Origin of the sequence: Streptomyces sp. NL15-2K, from assembly GCF_030551255.1 — a bacterium.
In the GTDB taxonomy this organism is placed as follows: Bacteria; Actinomycetota; Actinomycetes; order Streptomycetales; family Streptomycetaceae; genus Streptomyces.
On the sequence record NZ_CP130630.1, the window covers coordinates 2,830,349 to 2,855,881 of the forward strand.

Annotated in this window: 24 protein-coding genes and 1 pseudogene; 14 read left to right on the top strand and 11 right to left on the bottom strand. The window is 71.2% G+C overall.

The features are described from left to right. Nucleotides 1-54: 54 nt before the first annotated feature. The 3 genes from Q4V64_RS12270 to Q4V64_RS12280 form a co-directional block, all read right to left on the bottom strand. Nucleotides 55-621, bottom strand: coding sequence for a TerD family protein (locus Q4V64_RS12270; protein ID WP_124443242.1), 567 nt, complete (start codon nucleotides 619-621; stop codon nucleotides 55-57). A 238-nt stretch (nucleotides 622-859) separates the two neighbouring features. Beyond that, on the bottom strand, nucleotides 860-2,998 hold the full coding sequence (gene uvrB, locus Q4V64_RS12275) for an excinuclease ABC subunit UvrB (RefSeq protein ID WP_124443110.1): 2,139 nt from the start codon (nucleotides 2,996-2,998) through the stop codon (nucleotides 860-862). Between the two features lie 93 nt (nucleotides 2,999-3,091). Then, nucleotides 3,092-3,961, bottom strand: coding sequence for an MHYT domain-containing protein (locus tag Q4V64_RS12280; protein WP_124443109.1), 870 nt, complete (start codon nucleotides 3,959-3,961; stop codon nucleotides 3,092-3,094). 288 nt (nucleotides 3,962-4,249) lie between these two features. Between Q4V64_RS12280 and Q4V64_RS12285 the strand changes: the two genes are divergently transcribed. Continuing rightward, complete coding sequence (locus Q4V64_RS12285) at nucleotides 4,250-5,125, top strand: glycerophosphodiester phosphodiesterase family protein (protein WP_124443108.1); 876 nt, start codon at nucleotides 4,250-4,252, stop codon at nucleotides 5,123-5,125. An 82-nt stretch (nucleotides 5,126-5,207) separates the two neighbouring features. After that, entirely contained in the window at nucleotides 5,208-5,762 is a 555-nt protein-coding gene (locus Q4V64_RS12290) for a methylated-DNA--[protein]-cysteine S-methyltransferase (RefSeq protein WP_124443107.1), read from the top strand. 205 nt (nucleotides 5,763-5,967) lie between these two features. On the opposite strand, the gene Q4V64_RS12295 is transcribed toward Q4V64_RS12290, so the two are convergent. Beyond that, nucleotides 5,968-6,396, bottom strand: a complete 429-nt coding sequence (locus Q4V64_RS12295) for a VOC family protein (protein ID WP_172629434.1) — start codon at nucleotides 6,394-6,396, stop codon at nucleotides 5,968-5,970. Between the two features lie 99 nt (nucleotides 6,397-6,495). Here Q4V64_RS12295 and Q4V64_RS12300 point away from each other — a divergent pair, with 99 nt between their 5' ends. After that, a complete protein-coding gene (locus Q4V64_RS12300; RefSeq protein ID WP_124443105.1) occupies nucleotides 6,496-7,404 on the top strand; it encodes a pseudouridine-5'-phosphate glycosidase in 909 nt (302 codons plus the stop codon). 74 nt (nucleotides 7,405-7,478) lie between these two features. Next, complete coding sequence (locus Q4V64_RS12305; RefSeq protein WP_253267254.1) at nucleotides 7,479-8,369, top strand: sugar kinase; 891 nt, start codon at nucleotides 7,479-7,481, stop codon at nucleotides 8,367-8,369. A gap of 182 nt (nucleotides 8,370-8,551) precedes the next feature. Here the strand turns inward: Q4V64_RS12305 and Q4V64_RS12310 are convergent, their stop codons facing one another. Beyond that, nucleotides 8,552-9,346 carry a methyltransferase gene (locus Q4V64_RS12310; RefSeq protein ID WP_124443103.1) on the bottom strand — a complete coding sequence of 265 codons (795 nt, stop codon included), beginning with the start codon at nucleotides 9,344-9,346 and terminating at the stop codon, nucleotides 8,552-8,554. Between the two features lie 303 nt (nucleotides 9,347-9,649). Here Q4V64_RS12310 and corA point away from each other — a divergent pair, with 303 nt between their 5' ends. Further along, nucleotides 9,650-10,777 carry a magnesium/cobalt transporter CorA gene (gene corA / locus Q4V64_RS12315; protein WP_124443102.1) on the top strand — a complete coding sequence of 376 codons (1,128 nt, stop codon included), beginning with the start codon at nucleotides 9,650-9,652 and terminating at the stop codon, nucleotides 10,775-10,777. 11 nt (nucleotides 10,778-10,788) lie between these two features. Here corA and Q4V64_RS12320 read toward each other — a convergent pair whose 3' ends face one another. After that, nucleotides 10,789-11,220, bottom strand: a complete 432-nt coding sequence (locus tag Q4V64_RS12320; RefSeq protein ID WP_124443101.1) for a CBS domain-containing protein — start codon at nucleotides 11,218-11,220, stop codon at nucleotides 10,789-10,791. 109 nt (nucleotides 11,221-11,329) lie between these two features. After that, nucleotides 11,330-11,971, bottom strand: coding sequence for a uridine kinase (locus Q4V64_RS12325; protein ID WP_172629433.1), 642 nt, complete (start codon nucleotides 11,969-11,971; stop codon nucleotides 11,330-11,332). Nucleotides 11,972-12,127: 156 nt separating this feature from the next. Between Q4V64_RS12325 and Q4V64_RS12330 the strand changes: the two genes are divergently transcribed. The 3 genes from Q4V64_RS12330 to Q4V64_RS12340 all read left to right on the top strand — a co-directional run bounded on the left by Q4V64_RS12330 (nucleotide 12,128) and on the right by Q4V64_RS12340 (nucleotide 15,134). Beyond that, nucleotides 12,128-12,829 carry a DUF2293 domain-containing protein gene (locus tag Q4V64_RS12330; RefSeq protein ID WP_124443099.1) on the top strand — a complete coding sequence of 234 codons (702 nt, stop codon included), beginning with the start codon at nucleotides 12,128-12,130 and terminating at the stop codon, nucleotides 12,827-12,829. A 206-nt stretch (nucleotides 12,830-13,035) separates the two neighbouring features. Next, entirely contained in the window at nucleotides 13,036-13,515 is a 480-nt protein-coding gene (locus Q4V64_RS12335; RefSeq protein WP_124443098.1) for an anthrone oxygenase family protein, read from the top strand. Between the two features lie 131 nt (nucleotides 13,516-13,646). Further along, nucleotides 13,647-15,134 (top strand): glutamate synthase subunit beta, encoded by a 1,488-nt coding sequence (locus Q4V64_RS12340; RefSeq protein ID WP_124443097.1) that lies wholly within the window; start codon nucleotides 13,647-13,649, stop codon nucleotides 15,132-15,134. Nucleotides 15,135-15,160: 26 nt separating this feature from the next. On the opposite strand, the gene Q4V64_RS12345 is transcribed toward Q4V64_RS12340, so the two are convergent. Next, on the bottom strand, nucleotides 15,161-15,688 hold the full coding sequence (locus tag Q4V64_RS12345; protein ID WP_124443096.1) for a carboxymuconolactone decarboxylase family protein: 528 nt from the start codon (nucleotides 15,686-15,688) through the stop codon (nucleotides 15,161-15,163). A 47-nt stretch (nucleotides 15,689-15,735) separates the two neighbouring features. Between Q4V64_RS12345 and Q4V64_RS12350 the strand changes: the two genes are divergently transcribed. The 4 genes from Q4V64_RS12350 to Q4V64_RS12365 all read left to right on the top strand — a co-directional run bounded on the left by Q4V64_RS12350 (nucleotide 15,736) and on the right by Q4V64_RS12365 (nucleotide 21,688). Further along, nucleotides 15,736-17,304 (top strand): PLP-dependent aminotransferase family protein, encoded by a 1,569-nt coding sequence (locus Q4V64_RS12350; protein ID WP_124443095.1) that lies wholly within the window; start codon nucleotides 15,736-15,738, stop codon nucleotides 17,302-17,304. Between the two features lie 327 nt (nucleotides 17,305-17,631). Further along, nucleotides 17,632-19,935, top strand: coding sequence for a PEP/pyruvate-binding domain-containing protein (locus tag Q4V64_RS12355; RefSeq protein ID WP_124443094.1), 2,304 nt, complete (start codon nucleotides 17,632-17,634; stop codon nucleotides 19,933-19,935). Next, a complete protein-coding gene (locus Q4V64_RS12360) occupies nucleotides 19,932-20,876 on the top strand; it encodes a hypothetical protein (RefSeq protein ID WP_124443093.1) in 945 nt (314 codons plus the stop codon). The genes Q4V64_RS12355 and Q4V64_RS12360 overlap by 4 nt, the downstream gene beginning before the upstream one ends. A gap of 185 nt (nucleotides 20,877-21,061) precedes the next feature. Next, nucleotides 21,062-21,688: a dual specificity protein phosphatase family protein gene (locus tag Q4V64_RS12365; protein ID WP_253267246.1), complete on the top strand. Its 627-nt coding sequence runs from the start codon at nucleotides 21,062-21,064 to the stop codon at nucleotides 21,686-21,688. Nucleotides 21,689-21,846: 158 nt separating this feature from the next. Here Q4V64_RS12365 and Q4V64_RS12370 read toward each other — a convergent pair whose 3' ends face one another. The 3 genes from Q4V64_RS12370 to Q4V64_RS12380 form a co-directional block, all read right to left on the bottom strand. Then, complete coding sequence (locus Q4V64_RS12370; RefSeq protein ID WP_124443091.1) at nucleotides 21,847-22,659, bottom strand: SAM-dependent methyltransferase; 813 nt, start codon at nucleotides 22,657-22,659, stop codon at nucleotides 21,847-21,849. A gap of 94 nt (nucleotides 22,660-22,753) precedes the next feature. After that, nucleotides 22,754-23,008: a DUF397 domain-containing protein gene (locus Q4V64_RS12375; RefSeq protein ID WP_019757219.1), complete on the bottom strand. Its 255-nt coding sequence runs from the start codon at nucleotides 23,006-23,008 to the stop codon at nucleotides 22,754-22,756. Further along, nucleotides 23,009-23,869 (bottom strand): helix-turn-helix transcriptional regulator, encoded by an 861-nt coding sequence (locus Q4V64_RS12380; protein ID WP_124443090.1) that lies wholly within the window; start codon nucleotides 23,867-23,869, stop codon nucleotides 23,009-23,011. It lies immediately after the preceding gene. Nucleotides 23,870-24,147: 278 nt separating this feature from the next. Between Q4V64_RS12380 and Q4V64_RS54935 the strand changes: the two are divergent. Further along, nucleotides 24,148-24,750: pseudogene (locus tag Q4V64_RS54935) on the top strand (ATP-binding protein); the annotation flags it as partial. Between the two features lie 329 nt (nucleotides 24,751-25,079). Beyond that, nucleotides 25,080-25,514 carry a hypothetical protein gene (locus Q4V64_RS12390; protein WP_124443089.1) on the top strand — a complete coding sequence of 145 codons (435 nt, stop codon included), beginning with the start codon at nucleotides 25,080-25,082 and terminating at the stop codon, nucleotides 25,512-25,514. Nucleotides 25,515-25,533 lie beyond the last annotated feature (19 nt).

Sequence of the window (25,533 nt, forward strand, 5' to 3'; positions counted from 1 at the left end):
GCCCTTCGCCCCCCGTGTCGTTGTGTCGTGTCGTGGGCCGCCCGCCGTGCCGGCCTACAGGTGCGGCAGGATCGCCGGCATCAGGTCCTGGAAGGTGCGGCCGTTGGCCGGGGTGCCGAGGGCCGTCATCGTCCAGCCCGGGCCCGTGCGGTGCACCTTGGCCATGATCTGGGCCGTGTAGGCGCCGCCGCCCGCGAGCGTGTAGCGGGCGAGTTCCTGGCCGTTGGTCTCGTCGACCAGCCGGCAGAACGCGTTCTGCACCTCCTGGAAGGTCTGTCCCGTGAAGGAGTTCACGGTGAAGACGATCTGGTCGATGTGGACCGGCACGCGCGACAGGTCGACGAGGATCGCCTCGTCGTCGCCGCCCTGGCCGACACCACCGACGAGGTTGTCGCCGGTGTGGCGAACCGAGCCGTCGTCACTCACCAGGTGACGGAAGAACACGACGTCGACCGGCTGCTTGTCCGCGAACAGGACGGCGGAGGCGTCGAGGTCGATCTCCCGGGTGCGCGTGCCGAACAGGCCACGCCGGGGAGCCGCCTGCCAGCCGAGACCCATGCGCACGGCCGTCAGACTGCCGCCGTCCTTCTTCTGCAGGCTGATGGCCTGACCCTTGGTCAGATTGACGCCACCGCCGGGCGCGCCGCCCTTGGATACGTCCACCACGGGCTGGTCCCCTCTCGTTTTCCCCTGTTGCCGCGGGATCCGCGGATGCCTTGAACCCTACGCAGGGCCACTGACAGTGCCGTACCCCCGTCCGCACTTTGTGTCGGTCTTGCAACACAGCGCGTACGCGGCGATTCGCGGGGTCGCTGCGGAGGGCGCCGGTCCGGGCCGGATCCGGCGCCCGTGCGGGCTGTCAGGCCAGGCCGGCCTCCTTCATCTGGCGCAGTTCCTTCTTCATCTCGGAGACCTCGTCGCGCAGCCGGGCCGCGATCTCGAACTGGAGGTCGGCGGCGGCGGCGCGCATGCGTGCAGTCATCTCCTCGATCTGCTCCGCGAGCTCCGCGGCCGGGCGGTCGGTGGGAACCGTCTCCTTGGCCTTGCCCTTGCCGGCCTTGGCGCTCCCCGCCGCCTTGCCGCTGAGGGCGGGCACGGGGGCCTTGGCACCCTTGCCGTCCTTCGCCTTGCGGTAGCCGGAGCCGAGCAGCTGCTCGGTGTCGATGTCCTCGCGGGCGATCTGCGCGACGATGTCGTTGATCTTCTTGCGCAGCGGCTGCGGGTCGAGGCCCCTCTCCTTGTTGTACGCGACCTGCTTCTCCCGGCGGCGGTTGGTCTCCTCGATGGCCTTCTCCATCGCCGGGGTGATCTTGTCGGCGTACATGTGGACCTGTCCGGAGACGTTGCGCGCCGCACGGCCGATGGTCTGGATCAGGGAGGTGCCCGAGCGCAGGAATCCCTCCTTGTCGGCGTCCAGGATCGCCACCAGGGACACCTCGGGCAGGTCGAGGCCCTCGCGGAGGAGGTTGATGCCGACCAGGACGTCGAACTCGCCGGAGCGCAGTTCGCGCAGCAGCTCCACGCGGCGCAGGGTGTCGACGTCGCTGTGCAGGTAGCGCACCTGGATGCCCAGCTCCAGGAAGTAGTCGGTGAGGTCCTCGGCCATCTTCTTGGTGAGCGTGGTGACCAGGACGCGCTCGTCCTTCTCGGTGCGCCCCCGGATCTCGTGCACCAGGTCGTCGATCTGGCCCTCGGTGGGCTTGACGACGACTTCGGGGTCGACGAGGCCGGTGGGCCGGATGATCTGCTCGACGACGCCGTTCCCGCGGGAGAGCTCGTACTTGCCGGGGGTCGCCGACAGGTAGACGGTCTGCCCGATGCGCTCCTGGAACTCCTCCCACTTCAGGGGGCGGTTGTCGAGGGCGGAGGGCAGGCGGAAGCCGTGGTCGACGAGCGTGCGCTTGCGGGAGGCGTCGCCCTCGTACATGGCGCCGATCTGCGGGACGGTGACGTGCGACTCGTCGATGACGAGCAGGAAGTCGTCCGGGAAGTAGTCGAGCAGGGTGTTGGGCGGGGATCCGGGCGAGCGGCCGTCGAAGTGCATCGAGTAGTTCTCCACGCCGGAGCAGCTGCCGATCTGGCGGAGCATCTCGAGGTCGTACGTCGTGCGCATCCTGAGGCGCTGCGCCTCCAGGAGCTTGCCCTGCTTCTCCAGCTCGGCCAAGCGCTCCCCGAGTTCCTTCTCGATGTCGTTGACGGCCCGCTCCAGGCGCTCGGGACCCGCCACGTAGTGGGAGGCCGGGAAGACGTACAGCTGCTGGTCGTCGCTGATGATCTCGCCGGTGAGCGGGTGGAGGGTTGACAGGGCCTCGATCTCGTCGCCGAACATCTCGATGCGGACGGCGAGCTCCTCGTAGACCGGGAAGATCTCGATGGTGTCACCGCGGACGCGGAAGGTGCCGCGGGAGAAGGCCAGGTCGTTGCGGGTGTACTGGATGTCCACGAAGCGGCGCAGCAGATCGTCGCGGTCGATCTCGTCACCGACCCTGAGGGGGACCATCCGGTCCACGTACTCCTGCGGCGTACCGAGGCCGTAGATGCAGGAGACCGAGGCGACCACCACGACGTCGCGGCGGGTGAGCAGCGAGTTGGTCGCGGAGTGGCGCAGCCGCTCGACCTCCTCGTTGATCGAGGAGTCCTTCTCGATGTAGGTGTCCGACTGCGGGACGTACGCCTCGGGCTGGTAGTAGTCGTAGTACGAGACGAAGTACTCGACCGCGTTGTTCGGCAGCAGCTCGCGGAACTCGTTCGCCAGCTGGGCGGCAAGGGTCTTGTTCGGCGCCATCACGAGCGTGGGGCGCTGGAGCTTCTCGATCATCCACGCGGTGGTGGCGGACTTGCCGGTGCCGGTCGCGCCGAGCAGGACGACGTCCTTCTCACCGGCCTCGATGCGCCGGGCGAGGTCGGCGATGGCGGTCGGCTGGTCGCCGCTGGGCTGGTACGGGCTGACGACCTCGAAGGGCGCCACCGTGCGTTCGATCTGGGAAACGGGCCGCATGTCATCCACGGTACGACCCCCCACTGACAACGCGGCCCGAACAGCGGTTTTACGCGGCGGAAGGGCCGGGCGGTCCCGGGTGCCCTCGGCGGATCAGCGGTTCTGCGGGGTACGGGAGTCGCGGTGGCCCAGGGGCCGGCGGGTGCGGAGCGAGGGGCGGCGGGCGGGAGGGTGAGTGACCAGTTCGCGCGCGGGCACACCCGGCTTGTTCTCGACGGGTGTCCGGACGGGCTTCCCCATGACCATGAGCGGATCGAACATCACGACCACGGCCGCGAGAAGCAGGAAGGCGAGCGGGCCGATCATCAGGGGCGCCAGCAAGGACGCGGGCGAATCGCCCGCGGTGGGGGCCGCCGTGCCGTGGAGGTGGACCTTGAGGGCCGCCATGCCCGTGTAGTGCATGCCGCTGACGGCGAGCCCCATGACGAGGCTCGCGCCCACGCTCCACAGGAACCCTCGGATCTGTCCGGCCGCCCACAGGGCGGTGGTGGCGGCGACGACGGCTATGACGACGGAGGCGGCGACGGTGAGCGTGTCGTATTCCAGATTTCCGTTGAGTCGCATGCCGGCCATGCCCAGGTAGTGCATCGATGCGATACCCAGGCCGGTGATGGCACCTCCGGTCATCAGGGGTGCTCCGGTGGCGCCCTTGTAGCCGACGATGAAGATCCCGATGCCCACCATGACGACGGCCACGCCCAGGCTCGCGAATGTGGTCGCCCTGTCGTAGTGGATCGGCGACTGCTCGACCGTGAAGCCCATCATCGCGATGAAGTGCATGGTCCATATGCCGGAGCCGATCGCGGTCGCGCCCAGGGCCAGCCAGCCGGGTCGCCAGGAGTTGCTGACGAGCATGGATCTGGTGGTGCAGCGCAGGCCGAGGGCGCCGCCCAGGCAGGCCATGAGGTAGGCCACCAGCGGTGTGACGAGTCCGTAGCTGAATCCGTCGACCGTGCCCTGCATGCGCGGTTGTCCTTCCGCCCTCGTCCGTCCCGGAATTCCCTGATGTGCACCCCTTCCCAGGACCGCCCGAGCGGTCAGGGTTGACGCAGAGAGTATGGCCCCCACCGGAATGGTCGAACGACTTTCCGGCAAAGAAACACGCCCTTGCCGCAGTTGTGCGGTACCAGTGAGCGGACTTGGGGCAACTCCATTCAACTTGTGGTCATCCTGCACCCCTCTGCCGTTGACCCTCTGCTGTCACAGTTGAGCTGTCTGTGATTTCCCGATTGCTCGACGCGAGGAGTACGCATGCACGCGCGCGCAGTTGCCGCCGCCACGACCACCGCGCTCCTGGGGACCACTGCCTTTCTGCTTCCCACGCCCGACGTCCGCGCCGACGAGAATGAGCGGCCCACGGTCATCGCCCACAGGGGTGCCTCCGCCTATGCGCCCGAGAACACCCTCGCCGCCATCGACAAGGCGGCCGAGCTGGGAATCGACTGGGTCGAGAACGACGTCCAGCGCACCAAGGACGGCGAGCTCGTCGTCCTCCACGACGACAACCTGCAGCGCACCACCGACGTCGAGGAGGTCTTCCCCGACCGGGCGCCCTGGAAGGTGCGGGACTTCACCGCCGCCGAGATCGCGCGCCTCGACGCGGGGAGCTGGTTCGGTCCCGCGTACGCGGACGCGCGCGTGCCGACGCTCGAGCAGTACGTGCGGCGCGTGGAGCACCACCACCAGAAGCTGCTCCTGGAGATCAAGAACCCGGAGCTGTACCCCGGCATCGAGCGAGAGACCCTCAAGCTCCTCAGCAACGAGGGCTGGCTGGACCGGCGCCACCTCGCGGGCCGGCTGATCGTGCAGAGCTTCAACGCGGACACCGTGCGGAGCGTTCACGAACTGAAGCCAAGTGTGAAGACCGGCTTCCTCGGTACGCCGCCCGTGGCGGACCTGCCCACGTACGCGACCTTCACCGACCAGATCAACCCGTCGTACGGCTCCCTCTCGAAGGAGTACGTCTCCGCCGTACACGCCTTCACCGGCCCCCACGGCAGGCCGCTGGAGGTCTTCACCTGGACCGTCAACACCGCGGACACCGCCCGGCTGGTCGCCGGGTACGGCGTCGACGGCATCATCACGAACGCGCCGGACGTGGTGCGCGACGCGTTGCCCGAGCTCTGAGCCCGCCCGTCCGGGGAGCCCGCGCGCTTCGGTGCCCGCGGCTCCCCTGGCACTGTCAGTGGCGGGTCGTACGGTGGGTCGCATGAACAGCCATGGGCAGAACGAGCAGCAGGTCGTGTGGGCCGTCGTCACCACAGACATCGGTCCGCTGCTGCTGGCCGCGACCCGTGAGGGCCTGGTCAACGTCGTGTTCCACGCCACGGACGCGGTCCGCGACAAGGCGCTCGACCGCCTGGGGTCCAGGCTGGGCGGCGAGCCCGTCGAGGCACCCGACTCCCCGCTGCTGGCGGAGGCGATACGCCAGGTGAAGGCGTACTTCGCGGGTGAGCGGCACGGCTTCGAGCTGCCCCTGGACTGGTCGCTGATCTCGGGCTTCAACCGGCAGGTGCTGCGCGAGCTGTCGGCGGGCGTGCCGTTCGGCACGGTCGTCGGGTACGGCGATCTGGCCGGGCGGGTCGGCCAGCCGGGCGCGGCTCAGGCGGTGGGCATGGCCATGGGCTCCAATCCGCTGCCGGTCGTCGTGCCCTGCCACCGGGTCGTCGAGAGCGACGGCGGCATCGGTGGCTTCGGGGGCGGCCTGGAGACCAAGCGGAAGCTGCTCGCCCTGGAGGGGGTGCTGCCCGAGCCGCTGTTCTAGCACTCGCCGGTGACTGGGACGGGCCCGGTCGGTCTTGCGAGGGGGGCCAGGCGCCTGGCCCCCTGCCCGCTAGTGCCGCGACAGGCAACGTTCGCCCTTCAAGGAGCGGCGTCCGGTGCGGCGAGTGGGGGCACCTCCCACGCCTTTAAGGCAGTGGGGGAGCGTGCCGGGCGTCGCGACGGGGCGAACGTTGCCTGTCGCGGCACTAGCCGTAGTGGCGCGCCTCGAAGACGTTGCCGTCCGGGTCGCGGAAGTAGAAGCTGCGAGTGGCCTTTCCGCGGGCGCCGAAGGAGCCGTGCGAGACGTCCGACACGGGGACGGCGCGTTCCTCCAGTCGGGCGCGCAGCGCGTCGAAGGCGTCCTGCGGCAGGGCGAGACACACGTGGTTGACCGGGTGTCCGGAGCTGTCCGCCGCACCGGGGAGCATCTTCATGCGCTCCGCCATGGTCAGCGGCATGAGGTCCACGATGGCCTCGTCGTTGACGCGTACGGATGGAAACGGCGCCTCTCCCGCGGTGAATTCGGCGAGCCTGACCGGCTCCAGGCCGACGGTGTCCTCGTAGAAGCCGGCGGCGGCGATCGGGTCGCGTACCCAGAGGACGATGTGATCGAGGCTTGTCGTGTTGTCCTTCATGCAGCCCAGGCTGGTGTCGTCCCCCACAGGTCGCAAGTGTTTGACCGGGCGCGCCGCCCGCCAGAGATGAGGGAAGACCGACCGACAGGAGGCAGGCACGTGGTGCTGGTGGTGTCCGAAGAAGTCCGGGAGGCGATCGACGCGCGTCAACCCGTGGTGGCCCTGGAGTCCACGATCATCGCGCACGGGCTGCCGCGCCCGCGCAATCTGCGGGTGGCGCTGGAGCTGGAGGACGTCGTACGGCGGGAGGGTGCCGTCCCCGCGACGATCGCCGTGCTGGACGGGCGGCCCCACGTCGGCCTGGACAAGGAGCAGTTGGAGCGGGTCGCGAACGAGGACGGAATCCGCAAGCTGGGTCATCGCGATCTGCCGCTCGCGGTGGCCTCCGGGGCGAGCGGGGCGACCACGGTGTCGGCGACCGCGCTGCTGGCTGCCCTGGCGGGCGTACGGGTGTTCGCGACGGGCGGGCTCGGCGGGGTGCACCGGGAGTGGACGGTGACGCAGGACGAGTCGGCCGACCTGGGCCTGCTGGCCCGCACGCGCATCACGGTGGTGTGCGCGGGGGTGAAGTCGATCCTGGACGTGCCGGCCACTCTGCAGCGGCTGGAGACGCTGGGCGTCGCGGTGGCCGGGTACGGCACGGACCGGTTCCCCGGCTTCTATCTGTCCGATTCGGGGCATCCCGTGGACTGGACGCTGGACTCCCCGCAGCGGGTGGCGGACGTGATGAGAGCCCAGGACGCACTCGGCGGGCCCGAGTCGGCGCTGATCGTCGCCAACCCCGTGCCCGAGGAGGAGCAGCTGGATCCCGAGCTGCACGCGCGTGTGCTCGCCGACGCGCTGCACGCGTGCGAGGAGGAGGGGGTCACCGGTCAGGCGGTCACGCCCTTCCTGCTCGACTACCTGGTGCGGCACACCGACGGGGCCTCGCTGAGCGCCAATCTGGCGGCGGTGCGCGGCAACGTGCGGCTGGCGGGGCGGATCGCGGCGGCCTGGGCCGGGACGTGACAGCGGGGCGGCCCGGGCGCGATCCGGCCGCTGCTGCGGATCACCGGCGAACCCGAGCCTGTCCGGACGGCGCGCTGCTGGTGGTAGGGGATGTCGTCACCGACGTCGTCGCCCGGCACCGGGGGCCGCTCGCCGCGGGCACGGACACGGCCGCGACGATCCGGACGCTGCCGGGAGGCGCGGGCGCGAACGTGGCCTGCTGGGCCGCCCACGCAGGCCATGCGGAGGTGCGGCTGCTCGGCAGGGTGGGCGCGGACGCGGCGGCGTGGCACGAGCGGGAGCTGGTCGCCTGTGGTGTACGGCCCCGGCTCGTCGTCGATCCGCAGGTGCCGACCGGGATGGTGATCTGCCTCGTCGACGGAGATGCCGCCGCCGAGCGGACGTTCCTCACCGACAGCGGCGCGTCGTTGCGGCTCTCGCCCGACGACTGGTCGGACGCGTTGCTGGACGGGGTCGTACGACTGCATCTGTCTGGTTACCTGCTGTTCTCCGAACCGAGCCGTGCGCTGGTGGCGGTGGCCCTGGAGGCGGCACGCGCGCGTGGGGTGCCGGTGAGCCTGGATCCGGCGTCCGCCGGTTTCCTGGTGGAGCTGGGTGTCGACCGGTTCCTGGCGCTCGTCGAAGGCGTGGACGTCCTGCTGCCCAGCCGGGACGAGGCGTGTCTGCTCACGGGGTTGCCCGATGCGGCGGACGCGGCGGCCAAGCTGAGCCGCCATGTGCCGCTGGTGGTCGCCAAGCAGGGGGCGGACGGTGCGCTGGTGGCCCGTTCCGGTGCGGTCTGCGCCCGCGTCCCCGCCGTACCGGCGACGCCCCGGGACACCACCGGGGCCGGCGACGCCTTCACGGGCGCCTTCCTCGCCGCGCTGCTCACCGGCGCCGGGCCCGAGGACGCGGCGGCGGAGGGCTGCGGGGCGGGGGCCTTGGCGGTGGAGCGGGTGGGAGGCAGACCGCCGGGGCGTGGTTGACCGGTAGGGCTTACGGGGAGCCCGGTCGGCCGCCGGCGGTGTTCGACGGCAACGAGGCGTGGATACGGCGGGACGCACACCGGCCGTCGGCAACGCGCCGCAGGCAAGGCCGGGCCGTCCACCTGTCCGACGGCAGGGAGCCTGCCGGTCACACCGGCGGCGCATCAACGGCCGTACCCCTTCTATGCTTTGCGCCCCCACGCCGAGATCATCGGGGCCGTCGCCAGGTCCAGGCCGCCGGAGGTGACGTTCGCGAGGTGTCGGTCGATGTCCTGGTCCGTGGCGAGGCCCGCGGCGACGAGTTGGTCCCGGAGCTGGCGGATCGTGGCGGACTCCAGGGCGGCGCAGGCGGGCGAGGTGACGGGGAAGTACGCGTCGGCCTCCACCTGGCGCAGGCCGGCCTCGCGCAGCAGCCGCGGAAGCCTGCGGCCGTAGGCGAGGTCGGCGCCGCGGTCGGCCAGCAGTTGGCGGAAGCCCTGCCGCAGCCGGTTGGCGAGCTGCTGCTCCGGGCCGTGCTCGTCGGGGCAGATCAGGGGCTGCAATGCGGGATCGGCGTCCTCGACGAGGATCCGCCCGCCGGGCCGCAGGGCCTCGACCATCGACCGCAACGCCCGTTCCCGGTCCGGGACATGGACGAGGACGAGCCGGGCGTGGACCAGGTCGAACCCCTCCCCCGGCGGCTCCTGGGCCCCGACGTCGTGGACACGCACCTCGACCGGCGGACGGGCGACCGCGGCGACCCGCGAGGTGTCGATGTCGGTCGCGACGACACGTCCGGTCGGGCCGACCTTCTTGGCCAGCCAGGACACCACGGAGGTGCCGCCCGCGCCGACCTCCCAGCAGTGCCAGCCCGGTGCGACGCCGAAGGCTTCGAGGTGCCGGAAGGTCGTGGGGTCGAAGAGGGTGGCGAAGGCATCGAAGCGCTCGCCCGCCTCGGTCTGCCGGTTGTCGAGGAGATACCCGTCGGTTCGCGTCATGCCGTGATCACCCCAGTTGCCCTGCTTGTCAAGAACGGGCGGCGCTCGGACACGATACTTCGGACACGCCACCCGGACACGACGAGACGGCGATGTCGCCGCGCAGCGAAAACGGGCCCGTTCACCGCTCGGAACACCTGGTTCCTCGCACCTCGGCGCACGTGCATCCCTGGGTCCACAGCCGGGAACCAAGCGGAACATCCTGTTCCCACAGGCTCACCCGCCGCTTACTCCGACCTGGCAAACTGGCTCGCCAGGGCGCGGGAACGCGTCGCAAGGAGATCCGTGCAAGGGGAGATGCCGATGTCCATGGCAGGAAACCTGCGAAAGGTCACGAGCCTCGGCAGGGTCGGCGGCCTCCGCAAGGTGGCGCGACTGGCCCGGCGGCGCCCCCGTGTCGACCTGAGCCACCCGGCCCGCTCCCCACTGGGCTCCTCGGTGGTGAACTGCGTGACGTACCGCGACGGCGTCCGGGGCCCCGCCGGCAGCGACCTGGTCGATGCCGTGGAACGGGTGCGCAAGAGCCGTGACGGCTTCGTCTGGCTCGGTCTCCATGAGCCGACGGACCAGGAGTTCGCGGGTATCGCCGAGCTCTTCGACCTGCACCCGCTGGCGGCCGAGGACGCGGTCGAGGCCCACCAGCGCCCCAAGTTGGAGCACTACGACGAGACGCTGTTCGCCGTGTTCAAGACGGTCTGCTATGTCGAACACGAGGAACTCACGGCGACGAGCGAGGTGGTCAACACCGGCGAGATCATGGTCTTCGTCGGACACTACTTCGTGATCACGGTACGCCACGGACGGCATGGATCACTGGGCCCGTTGCGCGAGGAACTGGAGTCCGCCCCCCAGCAACTCGCCAAGGGCCCGGCCGCGGTGCTGCACGCGATCGCGGACCATGTGGTCGACGACTATCTGAACGTCATCGACTCCGTGCAGGAGGACATCGACCAGGTCGAGACGGCGGTGTTCGCGGAGACCGGCGCTCGGGTCGACGCGGGACGCATCTACCAGCTCAAGCGCGAGCTCCTGGAGCTGAAGCGGGCCGTGATGCCGCTCAGCCGCCCGCTCGAGGAACTCGCCACTCGGCCGATCCGGGTCGTCGATCCGGAGATACAGGCCTATTTCCGCGACGTCTCCGACCACCTGCTGCGCGCCAAGGAGCAGATAGCCGCCTTCGACGAACTGCTCAACTCGATCCTCCAGGCGCACCTCGCGCAGGTGACGGTCGCGCAGAACGAGGACATGCGGAAGATCACGGCGTGCGCCGCCATCATCGCCGTTCCGACGATGGTCTGCGGGCTGTACGGCATGAACTTCGACCACATGCCGGAGCTGCACTGGCGGTACGGCTACGGCATGGTCCTGGGCCTGATATCCGTCACCTGTCTGGCGCTGTACCGCGGCTTCCGGCGCATCGGCTGGCTCTGACCGAGTCAGGGTCAGTGGCTGCTGGAGGACCTGGCGTAGACGCTCTCGGCCCAGGTCCCGATCTGGTCCTCCGGTAGGTGCCTGGCCAGGTCGGACTCGCTGATCATGCCGACCAGGCGCTTGTTCTCGATGACCGGGAGCCGGCGGATCTGATGCTCCTGCATCTCGTGGAGCACCTCGCCGACATCGGCGTTCGCATCGATCCAGCGCGGGGTGCCCTGGGCCATCTCGCCCGCCGTGACCTTGGCCGGGTCGTGGCCCATGGCCACACAGCCGATGACGATGTCGCGGTCGGTGAGGATGCCGCAGAGCCGTTCGTTCTCGTCGCTGATGGGCAGGGCCCCGACGCCGAGCTCGCGCATCAGCTGGGCGGCGCGGTCAAGGGTTTCGTGGGCGGGGATCCACTGGGCACCACGGTGCATGATGTCTCCGGCGGTGGTCATGGAGTACCTCCCGGTGCCGGACGGCCGGCGCGGCGCGGTCGGCACCGCAAGTCCCGGCGCCCTACATTCTCGCCGTGCCACGCGGCGCACGCACCCGCGGGCGGCCGCATCAGCCGCTCCAGGCCGGATGCCGCGGGTCGTCGGCGCGGACCAGGACGTCCGCCGTGCCGGCCGGGTCGGTCTCGTTCTCGTAGCGCTCGAAGGCGGGGAGTGTCCACTGCTCGGCCTCGGGGGTGCGGCGGCGCAGGGCGCCCGGGGAGAGGAGGACGTGGGCGGTCAGGTCGAAGGGGAACCAGTGATGCAGCAGGAGGGGGCCGTGCAGCAACAGGAAACCGCCGGGCGGGAGTTGGACGTAGGGGCTACGGGTGGCGCGGTCGGTGACCGGGTCCCACAGGTCGGGCAGGACCCGCCCGTCGCCGCCGGGTTCGAGGGGGCCGAAGACCTCGCGCCAGAGGGAGCCGGTGTCGAACCAGCCGTTGTAATAGGCCTCCACGTCCTGGTGACCGTACTCCAGGCGGAGCGAGGCGGGGCGCAGGAAGCCGTGTGTGCCGACGACCAGCGAAGGTCGGCCGCGTACGCGCAGCGCCGCGGAGACGCGCTCGGCGAGGTCGCCCGGGAGGCCGGCCGGGGCGCCGTCGAAGGCGATACGCGGCCAGGGACTGCCGTCGGCCGGCTTCAGGTCGAGCAGGCGCTCGGCCAACAGGTCGCCGAGCCGGTCCCAGGTGATCGCTTCGAGTCGCACACGGCCCATGATGCGTCAGGGTCGGGTGAGGATGCGTTCCGCTCCTGCCGCTCTTGGCACGGACGGGATCGTCGTCTTCGGCGCCGGACGGGCCGTGCCGGCGGTGATGGCCGCGATCGTCCGGACCCGGCGTGGGTCCCTGTCACCTGCGGGAAGGAACCCCGTATGACCTTCCTCGCAACTCCGCCGCTCCGCACCGGACTTCTCGTCGTCCAGCCGTTGCGGAGACGGCACTGCGCGGAGTGCCGCGGCGGGCCGTTGTCGTTGCTCGTCGTCGAGGACGGCGCGCCGCGGTGCCTCGATTGTGCCGATCTGGGGCACCTGGTGTTCCTGCCGCGCGGGGACGTGGCACTGACCCGGCGGTCACGGGAGGAGAGCGCGCTGTCGGCGGTGGTCGTGCGGTTCAACCGGCGCAAGGGGCGGTACGAGCGGCAGGGCGTCCTCGTCGAGGAGGCCGGGCTCGCCCGGGCCGAGGCGCGGTGTCTGGCCGACGCGGAGGCACGACGACGGCGCCGGGCCCGGGACGCGCGACGGCGGGCGGAGCGGGACGTGCGGTTCGCGGACGCGTTCGCGGCGGAGATACGGCGGCTGTTCCCCGGATGCCCGGTGGACCGGGCGCGGGAGATCGCCGCGCATGCCTCCGTGCGGGGCAGCGGGCGGGTGGGGCGGAGTGCGGCGGGGCGGGCCTTGTCGGAGGGCGCGGTGACCTCGGCGGTCGTGGCGTCCGTACGGCATGTGGACACGCCGTACGACCAGTTGCTGATGAGCGGGGTGGCAAGGCATGAGGCACGGCGGCGGATTACGGGAACCGTGGAGGCGGTGCTGAAGGGATGGCGGGCGTCGGGGGTGGAGGCGGAGGTCGGCTGAGGGCGGGGGCGGAAGGGGAGTCACACACCCCCGGTCTTCCGCGCGCACCGCCGCCCCGCCCGGCCTGGACGCTCGCGTATGGCGTCGCGCGGCTCGGGCATGGTCGGTGCGCTCGTCTGGGGATTCACTGGTGGTAACGGATGGTAATGGGTGGTAACGGGTGGTGCCGAGCGTGGGCTCGGCTTGATGCGGGAGTTGGTGTCGGCATGATCGAGGGACCGTACTTCGTCCTGACGGTGCTGGGTGTGCTCGGGACCGGGCTGGTGGCCGGGGTCTTCTGCGGGTTCTCGACCTTCGTGATGCGCGGGCTCGCCGCGTTGCCGCCCGCGCAGGGCGTCGCCGCGATGAACGCGATCAACGTCGCCGCGTTGCAGCCGGCGTTCATGCTGGTGTTCATCGGGTCGGCGGTGCTGTGCGCGGTGATCGCCGTGGTGACGTTCGTGCTGTGGCCGGACGAGGGGACGGTGGAGTTGCTGGTGGGCAGCGGGCTGTACCTGTTCGGCGTGTTCGGGCTGACCATGGCGGCGAACGTGCCGCGCAACGAGGCGCTGGCCCGGCTGGACCCGGGCACCCCGGAGGCCGCCGCGTACTGGCCGACGTACCTTCGCGAGTGGACGTTCTGGAACCATGTCCGCACGGTCGCCTCGGCCGCCGCGGCGGTGGCGTATGTGCTGGCCCTCACCTGAGCGGGCCGGGACCTCTCAGAAAGCGCTGTCGACCCCCTCTGCGCACGTGACCGAGGGGACGTATCGTGGCGGGAGGAATGTGCCGCCCGATGACGCACGGCCTGCCACACGCGTACGCAAGGAAGACGGCCATGGCCGATCCCAAGGGATTCATGACCACGCCTCGCCAGGACTGGCCGCGCAGGCCCGTCGAGGAACGGGTCCGGGACTGGAACGAGGTCTACGTCCCCGGGGCGCTGCTGCCCATCATCAACAAGCAGGCAGATCGCTGCATGGACTGCGGCATCCCGTTCTGCCACGAGGCCTGTCCGCTGGGCAATCTGATCCCCGAGTGGAACGACCTGGTCTCGCGCGAGGACTGGCGGGCCGCGGCGGACCGGCTGCACGCCACGAACAACTTCCCCGAGTTCACGGGCCGCTTGTGCCCGGCGCCGTGCGAGGCGGGCTGCGTGCTCGCCATCAACCAGCCGGCCGTCACCATCAAGAACGTCGAGTGCGCCATCGCCGACAAGGCCTGGGAGGAAGGCTTCGCGCCGCCGCGCCCGCCGGACCGGCTGTCCGGGCGCACGGTCGCGGTGATCGGGTCGGGGCCCACCGGGCTCGCCGCGGCACAGCAGTTGACCCGGGCGGGGCACACGGTCGCCGTGTACGAGAAGGACGACCGGCTCGGCGGTCTGATGCGGTACGGCATCCCCGAGTTCAAGATGGAGAAGCACCATCTGGAGCGGCGGATCGAGCAGATGCGGGCGGAGGGCACGAAGTTCCGTACGTCCACCGCGGTCGGGCGGGACATCGGGGCCGCCGAGCTGCGGGCGCGCTACGACGCCGTCGTGATCGCCACCGGGGCGACGGCGTGGCGTGAGCTGGATGTACCAGGACGGGAGTTGGCGGGCATCCAGCAGGCGATGGAGTATCTCCCGCTGGCCAACCGGGTGTGCGAAGGGGATCTGGAAGTCTCGCCGATGTCCGCCGCCGGGAAGCACGTCGTCATCGTCGGCGGCGGGGACACGGGGGCCGACTGTCTGGGTACGGCGGTGCGGGAGGGCGCCGCGTCCGTGACCCAGTTGGACATCTACGTCCAGCCGGGCGCGGACCGCGACGAGGACGCGGAGCCCTGGCCGACGTACCCGAAGATCTACCGGCTGTCGGCCGCGCACGAAGAGGCCCGTGACCTGCGGACGGCGCCGGCGGCGGACGCGGACGCGCGCCTGTTCGCGGCGTCCACGCTTCGCTTCACCGGGGACGCCGACGGGCATGTGCGGTCGCTGCACCTGGTCGAGGTGGACGCGCGGCGGCGACCGGTGGCGGGCACCGGGCGCGCCCTTCCCGCCGACCTCGTGCTGCTGGCGCTCGGCTTCTCCGGGCCGGACCGGGAAGACGGGCTCGTCGACCAGCTGGGGCTGGAACTGGAGCCCCGCGGCACGATCGCCCGGGACGCCGACTTCGCCACGAACGTCCCGGGTGTGTTCGCCGCCGGGGACGCCTCGCGCGGGCAGTCGCTGATCGTGTGGGCGATCGCGGAGGGACGGGCGGTGGCGGCGGCCGTCGACCGTCACCTGACCGGCAGTTCACGGCTGCCGGCGCCGATCGGGCCGTACGACCGCCCGATGACCGTGTAGGCCGACGGCAGGAAAACGCAAGGCGACTAGCGTCGCTCGTCCGTCCCCGCGACCTTCGCCGTCGACAGGGCCGCCCTGTTCCACGTGTTGATCGTGAAGATCACGGCCAGGACGTGGGCCAGTTCCTCCTCGTCGAAGTGGGTCGCGGCCCGGGCGTAGACATCGTCGGGGACGCCGCGGTCGGCCACCAGGGTCACCGCCTCCGTCAGGGCGAGGGCCGCCTGTTCCTTCTCTGTGAAGAAGTGACGGGCCTCGCGCCAGACGGCGACCATGTGCAACCGGTCCTCGCTCTCGCCCGCCTTGCGGGCGTCGTTCGTGTGCATGTGGAGGCAGTACGCGCAGTGGTTCAGATGCGAGGCGCGGATCTGGATCAACTCGACGAGGGACGGGTCGAGGCCCTCGCGGGCGGCGGCGTCGAAGCCGACGAGGGCGCGGAAGACCTTCGGGGCGGCCTTCGCGAAGTCGAGGCGGGTCCGCTCCGCGAGGGCCGCGGCGAGAGCCGAATCGATGGGATTCGCTGTCGTGTTCGTTGTCGTGGTCGTGTTCGTGGTCATGTGCATCAACCTATGAGCCATAAAGACCCCTTGTAGGGTGCATTTCCATGGATGGATCGTGGGTCAATTCAGCGGAGCGGATCGGTGCCGACCTGCATCTGGAGCTGTCCGGCCCGGGCGGGCGGCGCGCCGCGCTCATCCGGGCGCTGCGCGAGGCCGTACGCAGCGGGCGGCTCGCGCCGGGCACCCGGCTGCCTCCGTACCGCTCGCTCGCCGCCGACCTCGGCGTGGCCCGCAACACGGTGGCCGACGCGTACGCGGAGCTCGTCGCGGAAGGCTGGCTCACCGCCCGCCAGGGCTCGGGGACGAGGGTCGCCGAGCGGGCAAGGCCCTTGCGACACGCCGTGCGTGTGCCCAAAAAGGCACCTCCACGCGCGCGTGGACCACGGCACGACCTGCGGCAGGGCACCCCGGACGCGTCGGCGTTCCCGCGCGCGGCCTGGCTGGCCTCCTACCGGCGGGCCCTCCAGCAGGCGCCCAACGAGGTGTTCGGCCCCGGCGATCCCGCCGGCCGTGTCGAGTTACGGGATGCGCTCACGGAATACCTCGCACGCGCGCGTGGTGTGCGCACGGAGCCCGGCCGGATCGTGATCTGCTCCGGCTTCGCGCACGCGCTGCGGCTGCTGTTCGGGGGGCCGAGCGGAGGAGGAGGGGTCCTGCGCGGTCCGCTGGCCCTGGAGGGGTACGGGCTGGAATTCCACCGGGAGCTGTTGCGGGCCGCGGGGGTACGGACCGTGCCGCTTCCGCTGGACGAACACGGCGCACGGATCGATCGGTTGGGGCGCGAGCGGGCCGTACTGCTCACGCCCGCGCACCAGTTCCCGACGGGTGGTCCGCTGGATCCCGCGCGTCGGGCCGCGGTCGTCGACTGGGCACGCGCGCGTGGTGGGGTGATTCTCGAGGACGACTACGACGGGGAGTTCCGCTACGACCGCAAGCCGGTCGGCGCCGTCCAGGGCCTCGACCCCGAGCGGGTGATCTTCATCGGCTCGGTCAGCAAGAGCCTGTCACCGGCGGTGCGGCTGGGGTGGATGGTCCTGCCGGAGCGGTACGTCGACGAGGTGCTCGCGGCCAAGGGCGAGCGAGAGGCGTGGGCGAGCGTGCTGGACCAGCTGAGCCTCGCCGACTTCATCTCCCGGGGGTCGTACGACCGTCATGTGCGGCGTATGCGGCAGCGGTACCGGAGCCGCCGGGACCGTCTGGTCGCCGCGCTCGCCAGGCACGCGCCGCACGTCGAGGTCACCGGTGTCGCGGCCGGACTGCACGCCGTACTGCGGCTGCCGCCCGGCACCGAACGCTCCGCCGTCAAGGCGGCCGCCTGGCAGGGCATCGCCCTGGACGGGCTTGCCGAGTTCCGGCACCCGGAGACCGACATGGCGGCCCGCGACGGCCTGGTCGTGGGCTACGCGACGCCCTCGGAGCACGCGTACGCGGCGGCGGTGGACGCGCTGTGCGGGGTGCTGCCGCCCGGTGATCCGGAGCGGGCCGAACGCACCGGCGCACGTGAGCAGACCGACCGCACCAGCGCGCGTGAGCAGGCCGACCGCACCAGCGCGGGTGAGCCGCGGGCCCTGCCTCACGATGAGCGGCCCCAAGAGGACCCCGCCTCAGGATGAGCGGCACGGACGGTGTCCTGCCCACGGACGAGCGGCGGAGACGGTGCCCTGCCCGCGGATGAATGGCGGAGACGGCGCCCTGCCCGCGGATGAGCAGACGACTGCTGCCCTCGGACGAGCCACGCCCGGCACCCTGGTCCCCCGCATGGTTTTTCTCCCAACTGCCCGAAAAGTGGCTTACGGGCTACATGGAACGGAACAGTGGTGGGATCATCGGAAAAAAGCAGGAGGCGTGCTGCGGCTCGCCCCCATCCTTCGTTCCGCCGTCAGGCGCAGGGCCACCCCCGCGCGTCCCCCCTGTTGGCGGCCGGTCCTGGAGGGTGTTCGATGACGACGCTCGACGAACGTCATGAAGAAGGTGCGCGAGACGGGGAAGAGCCCCAGGTCAAGAGTGCCCTCGGCCTCGTGGAAGCGGTCGGTCCGCCCGTCGTCCCGCTGGATCAGCCCGGCGCCGCGCTCCCCCGACTGGCCGGATCCAAGGCCGCGAACCTCGCCCGCGCGGCCCGCGCCGGACTGCCGGTGCTCCCCGGCTTCGTGATCCCGCACGGAGGGGGCGGCGACACGGTCGCCCTGCGCCGCGCCTGGGATGAGATCTCCGACGGTGGCGCCCGCCCGCTCGTCGTACGCTCCTCGTCCCCGCAGGAGGACACGGAGGAGTCGTCCCTGGCGGGCCAGTTCGCTTCCGTGCTCGATGTGCGCGGCTGGCGGGGCTTTCGTACGGCCGTACAGACCGTGCTCGACTCGGCGCACCGGCCCGACGGGTCCACGGCGCCCATGGCGGTGCTCGTGCAGCCGATGCTCACGGCCCGTGTCGGCGGGGTGATGTTCGGTGTCGACCCCGTCGAGGGGCGGACCGACCGGATGCTGGTGAGCGCGGTGCGCGGCGGGCCGGACAGTCTGGTCAGCGGTGCGCAGTCCGGGTCCGGCTACTGGCTGAGCAGGCGCGGCCGGGTCCTGCGGACGGAGCCGCCGGAGGACGGCACCCGGCTCGGCCGTACCGAGGCCGCGGAAACCGACGCGCCACTCGCTCTCGGCGAGCCCACGGAGAGCGACGCGCTGCTCACCCGCTCGGAGCTGTTCCGGTTGGCGCGTCTCGCGCGGCGGGCCCGGCGGATCTTCGGCGGGCCGCAGGACATCGAGTTCGGGTTCGACGAGGACGGGCGGCTGTGGCTGTTCCAGAGCCGGCCGATCACGGCGATGGCGGCGCGGCCGGGGCGCGGTGCCCGGCTGCTCGGACCCGGACCGGTCGCGGAGACACTGCCCGGGCAGCTCCAGCCGCTGGAGGAGGACCTGTGGGTGGCGCCCATGGCCCGTGGACTGGCCGCCGCGCTCGACATCGGGGGCAGTACACCGCGCCGGCTGCTGCGGACGGTGCCGGTGGTCACGACGGTCGGCGGTCGGGCCGCCGCCGATCTGCGCCTGCTCGGCGCGGTCGGCCCCCGCCACCGCTGGCTCGCGCTGCTCAACCCGGCGCCGGGTGCACGCAGACTCGGTGCGGCCTGGCGGGTGGGACGCCTCACCGCGTCGCTGCCCGGTCTGGCGACGGACCTGGTGGCGGACGTCGACCGCCGGCTGGCGGAGATCCCGGCGCCGGCCGAGTCCTCCGGCCCCGACCTGGCGGCGGAGCTCCGCTGGACCCGTACGGTCCTGGTCTCCCTGCACGCCCAGGAGACGCTCACGGGCGCCCTGCTGAGCGAGCCGCCCAGGAGCCGCACGGCGGCGGGCACCGCCCTGACGGCCCTGGCGGAGGCCCGCGCCCGGGGTGTGACCGACGATCAGGTGGTGGCCGCGAACCCCGTGGTCCTGGCGCTCACCGCACCGAGCCTGCGAGGGCGGCCGCGGCTGCCGCAGGCGGTAGCACCGGGCCGCGACGGCGCGGTACCGCAACCGTGGGAGACAGCCGTCGAGCGGCTCCCGGGAACCGGCATCGACGCCGCCCCCGCCACCGGTGCCCGGGGCCACGAACCGGCGTCCCCCGAACCCGACCGGGCCGGCCTCCACACCGTCGCCGTAGCCGAACCCCCTGCCCCCCGCCTGTCTCCCACCCCCGCCCTCCCGCCCCGGGAAGCCCTCCGTCTCCGCATCCGGTGGGTGCAGGAGCTCCAGGTCCGGCTCGTGCGGGAGGCGGCGCGGCGGGCGGGGCTGGACGTGGAGCGTGCCGGGCTGTTGCGGTGGCGGGAGTTGGCCGCCGTAGCCGAAGGGGGCCCGCTTCCCGGCGACCTGCACGCGCGCGTGCCGCAGCCCGCGTCGCCTCCGTTGCCGGACGCCTTCCGGCTCGCGGAGGGCGGGGTCGTCGTCGCCGAGCGTGACGGCGGTCGCGGCGATGGAGTGCGGGGCGTGTCCGGTGGGCGCGCGGTCGGGACGGTGTGGGACGGCACGGGCACACCACCGCCCCCGGACGCGCTACTCGTCGTGCGCACGCTGGACCCCGCGCTCGCCCCGCTGCTGCCCGGTCTCACCGGACTGGTCGCTCAGACCGGCAGCCCGTTGTCCCATCTCGCCGTGCTGGCGAGGGAGCTCGGGCTCCCCGCGGTCGTCGGCGCCGCGGACGCCGTACGGCGTTTCCCGCCCGGCTCCCGCCTCACCGTGGACGGGACCACAGGGGACGTACAGCCTGGGGACCCACCATGAGGAAGATCGCCTTCGTCTTCGGAAGCCTCGCCGCCGCCGGCGCGGGGACGCACCTTGTCGTCTATCTGTACCGGTGGCAGTGGCAGCGGGCCCTGCTGAGCGGGGTGCTGCTGGTGGTCATCGAGGTGCTGCTGCTGGGCCTGGTGATGCTGGGGCGGCTGACGCGGATCGAAGGGCGGCTGCGCGACTCCGACCGGCGGCAGCGGGAGCTCGCCGCGCGGCAGGAGGACGTGCTGGCCCGGCTGCGCGGGGCGCCCGAGCCGGAGCCCGGCGGCGCACGGTTCCGCTGGCTGGAGGAGCCGGCGGAACGCACATACGTCTTTGTGCCGGTCCTCATGGTCACCGGTGTGGTGCTGTCCGGCCTCGCCTGGGTGGTGCAGCGGATCGCGTCGGTGACGGCCCGGCCGGCCGAGCGGCGGCTCGCCGGACGGCTGGCGGTCCTCGCCGCGCCCGACCCGGCCTCGCACGACTACCTCCACGACGACCTTCACGACGACCTTGAGGACCTGCCGTCCCTGAACGCCGGGCACTCCCGGGGCCGCACCGCGCGCGTGGCCGCCGTCGGCGTGGTCGGTCTCACCCTGCTCGGCTCGCTCGTCGTGGGGCTCGCCGATCTCACCCAGACCCGGAAGGAGGCCGCCAACGAGAGCGCGGCGACCTCCGTGCTCGTCCAGGTCGACCTGCGGGGCACGGACATGACGGCCGAGCGCAGGTCGCTCGCCGCGCAGCAGATCTGGGAGGGCTGCCGGGACTCCACGTCCGTACCGCTGCGCCACGCGGTTCTCGGAGACCTGGGAGACGGCGTTTTCGCCGGGGTCGTCCGTCCGGCCCTCACCGACCACGACCAGCTGCGGCTGCGCGGCTGCCTGGAGGACGCGACCCTCGAACGCGCCAACCTCACGGTGGTCGGCATCGGCGACGCGGACGCGGACGGCGACTGACCGGGCCGTAGGGTCCATATATACATACGTACTCGGACAAGACTGCCATAGGCGACTCGGGTTACGATGCCAAAACCGCCCTCGTCCCCTAACCCCCCGGTTCGCCCATGGCTGTCCTCAGCGCAACCCTGCCCGTTCCCGCCCTCCGCCGACATCTTGTGTCACGGCGGTCTCTGCGGATCCTCATGCTCGTGGCCCTCGGCTACCTCGCCCTGTGGGCCACCGGCGCACTGGGAATCCTGGCGCTGTCCTACTGGGCGCGCGAGGAGACGCCGGCGCCGGCGGGGACCCGCACGGTGCAGGGTGTGCACCACTTCCAGCCGGTCGACTCCGAGAGACGGCTGTGGCGCGGTGCCGCCCCCTCTCCCGCCGGTTACCGGCAGCTGGCGACCATGGGCTTCACCACAGTCGTCGACCTGCGGGCCGAGGACCTGAGCGCCCACCAGCTCGCCGGTCCGCGCGATGCCGGTCTGGACGTCGTACGCATGCCCATCCGGGACGGGCAGACACCGAAGCCCGAGCAGGTGCAGCGCTTCCTCGACGTCGTCGCCAAGGAGTCCGGGCCGGTGTTCGTGCACTGCGGCGCTGGGGTCGGCCGTACGGGCGCGATGGCGGCGGCGTACCTGGTGCACACCGGCGAGGAGTCGTCGTCGATGGCTGTCCGGCGCAACCTCGCGGTCGGGCCACCGTCGATCGAGCAGATCTACTACGGGCTGAACCTCAGCCCCAGCAAGGCGGAGCAGCCGCCGCTGCCGGTGGTCGTGGTCAGCCGCCTGGTGGACGCCCCGCGGCGCATGTGGTCGTGGGTGTGAACCACTGAATCACCTCACCGTTGAATCACCACTGATGCGGCTGAATCACCACTGATGCGGCGCTGATTCCCCTCTGAATCAGCGCCGCATCACGGCTTGCACTCCCCCGCCGCATCACGGCTTGCACTCCCCCGCATCACGGCTTGCACTCCCCCGCATCACGGCTTGCGCCCCACCGCCCCGTACCCAGGAATCACCCCGTCGTCCTGACCAGGCACCGGCTCGCCCAGCTCCGGATGCCACCGATGCGGCACCTCGACGCCGGGCTCGACGAGTTCCAGGCCGTCGAAGAAGCCGGCGAACTCCTCACGGGAGCGCAGCGCCAGCGTGACACCGGCGGCCTTGAGCTTCTCGGTGGCCGCCTTCGACTCCTCGGGCGTGAAGTCGGCCGTCGCGTGGCTGATCACCAGGTAGCTGCCGGAGGGCAGTTCGGACAGCAGCCGGCGCACCAGCTCGTGCGCGCCGTCCTCGTCGGCGACGAAGTGCAGCAACGCGATGAGCGACAGCGCCACGGGCCGGCTGAAGTCCAGGACCTTCCTCGCGCCTTCGAGGATGGCCTCCGGATCCCGCGCGTCGGCCTGCAGGTACTCGGTGAACCCTTCCTCGGTGCCGCGCAGCAGTGCGGCCGCGTGGGCGAGCACGATCGGGTCGTTGTCGCAGTAGACGACGCGCGCCTCGGGCCCGATCTCCTGGGCGACCTGATGGAGGTTCGGCTCGGTCGGGATCCCGGTACCGATGTCCAGGAACTGGCGTACGCCCTGCTCGGCGAGCCAGCGTGTGGCCCGGTGCATGAACGCGCGGTTGACCCGCGCCATCACGGGCACCCTCGGGTCGAGGGCGAGCATCTGGTGGCCCATCGCCTCGTCGACGGGATAGTTGTCCTTGCCGCCGAGATACCAGTCGTACATCCGCGCGGGATGCGGCTTGCCGGTGTCGATCGCGGCGGCGCCGAGGGGGTCCTGCCCGGTCATGAGGCACTCCGTAAGACGCGATGGATGATGATCAATTCAGCACCAAAATTCAGCACCAAGATAAGGAAGTCGAGCGAGAAAAAGAGCAATCACATCAGGACAGCAGGAAGTCGGCCTCCCCCGCCTTGGCGCCCTCGATGAAGGCGGTCATCTCGTCCGTGGTGTAGATCAGCGCCGGACCGTCCGGGTCGGTGGACTGGCGGACGGCGATCCGGCCGTCGGCGAGCTTCATCGCTTCCAGGCAGTTGCCGCCGTTGCCGCCGCTCCACGGCTTGTGCCAGCCCTCGCTGCCCAAGTCCCGCGCGGGCATGCCGTTGTAGACGCGTATGCGCGGCTTGATGCGATCCATTCACAGCTCCTTGCGGAGATCCCGGAGGATCTCCTTCGTGCGATGTGCAGTGGCGGCCTGCGCCGCCATGCGGTCCATGACCTCGAGGTGAGTCGCCACCTCGGTGCGCGCGTCCAGGTAGACGGCGCCGGTCAGGTACTCGCTGTAGACCATGTCCGGGAGTTCCGGCATGGCGAATCGGAACAGCACGAAGGGCCCGTACGTGCCCGGGTGCGGCCCGTTCGCGAACGGGGCGACCTGCAGCGTGACGTTGGGCAGCTTCGTGGCCTCGAGCAGTTTGTCGATCTGGGCACGCATCACCTCCGGGCCGCCGACCGAGCGGCGCAGCACGGTCTCGTCCATCACGGCCCACAGCCGGGGCGGGTCCTGACGGGTGAGCAGTTCCTGGCGTTGCATGCGCAAGGCGACATGGCGCTCGATCTCGTCGGGGCTCGTCTGGCCGATGGCGCCCGATTCCAGGACGCCCCGCGCGTAGTCCTCGGTCTGCAGCAGCCCGGGGACGAAGTGCGGTTCGTACTGGCGGATCATGGCGGCAGCGCCCTCGAGGCTGACATGCATCGAGAACCAGCCGGGCAGGACGTCGTGGAACCGCTGCCACCACCCGGGCTGGTTGGCCTCCTCGGCCAGTTGGACGAAGGCCTCGGCCTCCAGGTCGCAGACGCCGTATGCCTTCAGCAACAACTGGAGGTACGGGATTTTGAGCGTGACCTCGGCCATCTCCATACGGCGGACCGTGGCGGGGGCCACACGGAGGATGCGGGCGGCCTCCTCGCGTTTGAGCCCGGCGCGTTCCCGTAGGTCCAACAGGCGCCGACCGAGGACGACCTGACCCACGGTCGGCGCAGACCTCGGTTCGCTCACCCTCCACCTCCACAAAGTCCCTGGCAGGGCGGCCAGAAGAGCTCAGGCCGGCCACACAAGCATGCTGACAGCCGTACGGGCAAAGCATGCTGACAGCCCTGCGGCGCCATTCGAAGATCTATTCGAAGAGGGGTACGGATGCGTACGGATCTCCGGTGATCCCAACTGGCGCCGCTCGACCTGCTGTTGCGAGCAGTGTGCCACGGCCCTTCACTGCGTCACCCAGCACTCTGCATTTTTCAGAGTGACACTTGCCAAGTGTTCACGGCGGGGCGATAGTGGCAAGCGTGATTCCGTCCCTGCCCTTAGGAACAGACGCTGCCGTAGGCCGCCCGCTCGGTCTCGGTACCGCCGCGGGAGCGGGCCCCGACAGGGCCGCTGCCGAGCGCCGGTTCCGCTTCGAGCTGGCCGCCCATCCGGGTTCTCCCGCGCAGGCCAGACGCCTGACAAGGGCACGACTGACCGGCTGGTCGGTCTGCGAGGACACCTGCGACACGGCGGCACTGGTGGTCTCCGAGCTGGTCACCAACGCCATCGTGCACACCGCGAGCAGCCGTGTGGTCTGCGAGCTGCACGACGGTGACGACCTGGTGCGCATAGCCGTACGCGACGAAGGTTGTGCGCCGGGTGAGCCCCACCCGTCGCCGCAGCGGCCCGAGGAGGAGCACGGGAGGGGACTGCTCCTCGTCGAGGCCCTGTGTCACTCCTGGGGCGCCCACGAACACGGCCCCGGGCTGCTGGTCTGGGCGGAACTGCCGCGCATGGCCGCGCTCCTGGACACTCCTCGTCACCACACCGGCCCCCGCAACGACCTGGGCTGGGGAGCCCGCCCGAAGCCCGGCCCGGCCGGCGGCTCGGGCGAGGAGGAAGAGGCGGAGGCGCACCACGGCTCGGTAGCCCCACATCCGGTCTCTACACACAAGGCCGCACGTACGGTCTCCGCGCAAAAGGCCGCACGTCCGGTCTCCGCAGAAACGGCCACACGTCCGGTCTCCGCAGAAACGGCCGCACGTCCGGTCTCCGCAGAAACGGCCACACGTCCGGTCTCCGCAGATACGGCCCCACGTCCGACTTCTACACAAAAGGCCGTACGTCCGGCTTCTGCAGAAACGGCACACCGCACAACCGCGCCCGAATCGGACGCGCGCCATCACGGGACGGGGACCCTGGGGGTCCCCCCGATCGAGCGGAGCCCAGATTGCGGCAGGGTGTGAGGCCTGGGCCCGGTGGCCAGGTGCTGAACCTGGACACGCTGGTCCGCCTCCGACGCGGCCTGCACACCCCGGGAGCCCCCCGGCGGCTACCCGTACCCGAGGGCATGACGGCCCCGATGGGCTGTGACGCGGTGGCGGTACCCGCCCGCCTCGGTCCGCTCGTGTTGCCTCGGCTGCCACGGGTGGGGTGCGTCTACGCCGACGAGACGCACTGGTGGTGGATCGTTCCGTCGGATTCGGACTACGCCCTGGAGTGGCCCGCGCCCGCGCGGTACGCCACCGGAGCGGTCGTCCCGGACGCCCCGGGCCTCCCCGGCCTGATCCACAGGCCGGACGGCACGCTTCCGTACACCCCGCCCATACCGCTGTACCTCGCCCTGTGCCGCGCGACCGGTACGACTCCCACCTGGTCCCGACCGGTCAGCGCGTAATCCGGCTCCTCTCACCGGT

Bases quoted from the DNA above. Each gene is read 5' to 3' on its own strand.
- Q4V64_RS12285 (WP_124443108.1), top strand. From the start codon at position 4,250: ATGCACGCGCGCGCAGTTGCCGCCGCCACGACCACCGCGCTCCTGGGG.
- Q4V64_RS12355 (WP_124443094.1), top strand. From the start codon at position 17,632: ATGACGACGCTCGACGAACGTCATGAAGAAGGTGCGCGAGACGGGGAA.
- Q4V64_RS12350 (WP_124443095.1), top strand. From the start codon at position 15,736: ATGGATGGATCGTGGGTCAATTCAGCGGAGCGGATCGGTGCCGACCTG.
- Q4V64_RS12335 (WP_124443098.1), top strand. From the start codon at position 13,036: ATGATCGAGGGACCGTACTTCGTCCTGACGGTGCTGGGTGTGCTCGGG.
- Q4V64_RS12340 (WP_124443097.1), top strand. From the start codon at position 13,647: ATGGCCGATCCCAAGGGATTCATGACCACGCCTCGCCAGGACTGGCCG.
- corA (WP_124443102.1), top strand. From the start codon at position 9,650: ATGTCCATGGCAGGAAACCTGCGAAAGGTCACGAGCCTCGGCAGGGTC.
- Q4V64_RS12345 (WP_124443096.1), bottom strand. From the start codon at position 15,688: ATGACCACGAACACGACCACGACAACGAACACGACAGCGAATCCCATC.
- Q4V64_RS12365 (WP_253267246.1), top strand. From the start codon at position 21,062: ATGCTCGTGGCCCTCGGCTACCTCGCCCTGTGGGCCACCGGCGCACTG.
- Q4V64_RS12310 (WP_124443103.1), bottom strand. From the start codon at position 9,346: ATGACGCGAACCGACGGGTATCTCCTCGACAACCGGCAGACCGAGGCG.
- Q4V64_RS12330 (WP_124443099.1), top strand. From the start codon at position 12,128: ATGACCTTCCTCGCAACTCCGCCGCTCCGCACCGGACTTCTCGTCGTC.
- Q4V64_RS12375 (WP_019757219.1), bottom strand. From the start codon at position 23,008: ATGGATCGCATCAAGCCGCGCATACGCGTCTACAACGGCATGCCCGCG.
- Q4V64_RS12290 (WP_124443107.1), top strand. From the start codon at position 5,208: ATGAACAGCCATGGGCAGAACGAGCAGCAGGTCGTGTGGGCCGTCGTC.
- Q4V64_RS12325 (WP_172629433.1), bottom strand. From the start codon at position 11,971: ATGGGCCGTGTGCGACTCGAAGCGATCACCTGGGACCGGCTCGGCGAC.
- uvrB (WP_124443110.1), bottom strand. From the start codon at position 2,998: ATGCGGCCCGTTTCCCAGATCGAACGCACGGTGGCGCCCTTCGAGGTC.
- Q4V64_RS12280 (WP_124443109.1), bottom strand. From the start codon at position 3,961: ATGCAGGGCACGGTCGACGGATTCAGCTACGGACTCGTCACACCGCTG.
- Q4V64_RS12360 (WP_124443093.1), top strand. From the start codon at position 19,932: ATGAGGAAGATCGCCTTCGTCTTCGGAAGCCTCGCCGCCGCCGGCGCG.
- Q4V64_RS12370 (WP_124443091.1), bottom strand. From the start codon at position 22,659: ATGACCGGGCAGGACCCCCTCGGCGCCGCCGCGATCGACACCGGCAAG.
- Q4V64_RS12320 (WP_124443101.1), bottom strand. From the start codon at position 11,220: ATGACCACCGCCGGAGACATCATGCACCGTGGTGCCCAGTGGATCCCC.
- Q4V64_RS12295 (WP_172629434.1), bottom strand. From the start codon at position 6,396: ATGAAGGACAACACGACAAGCCTCGATCACATCGTCCTCTGGGTACGC.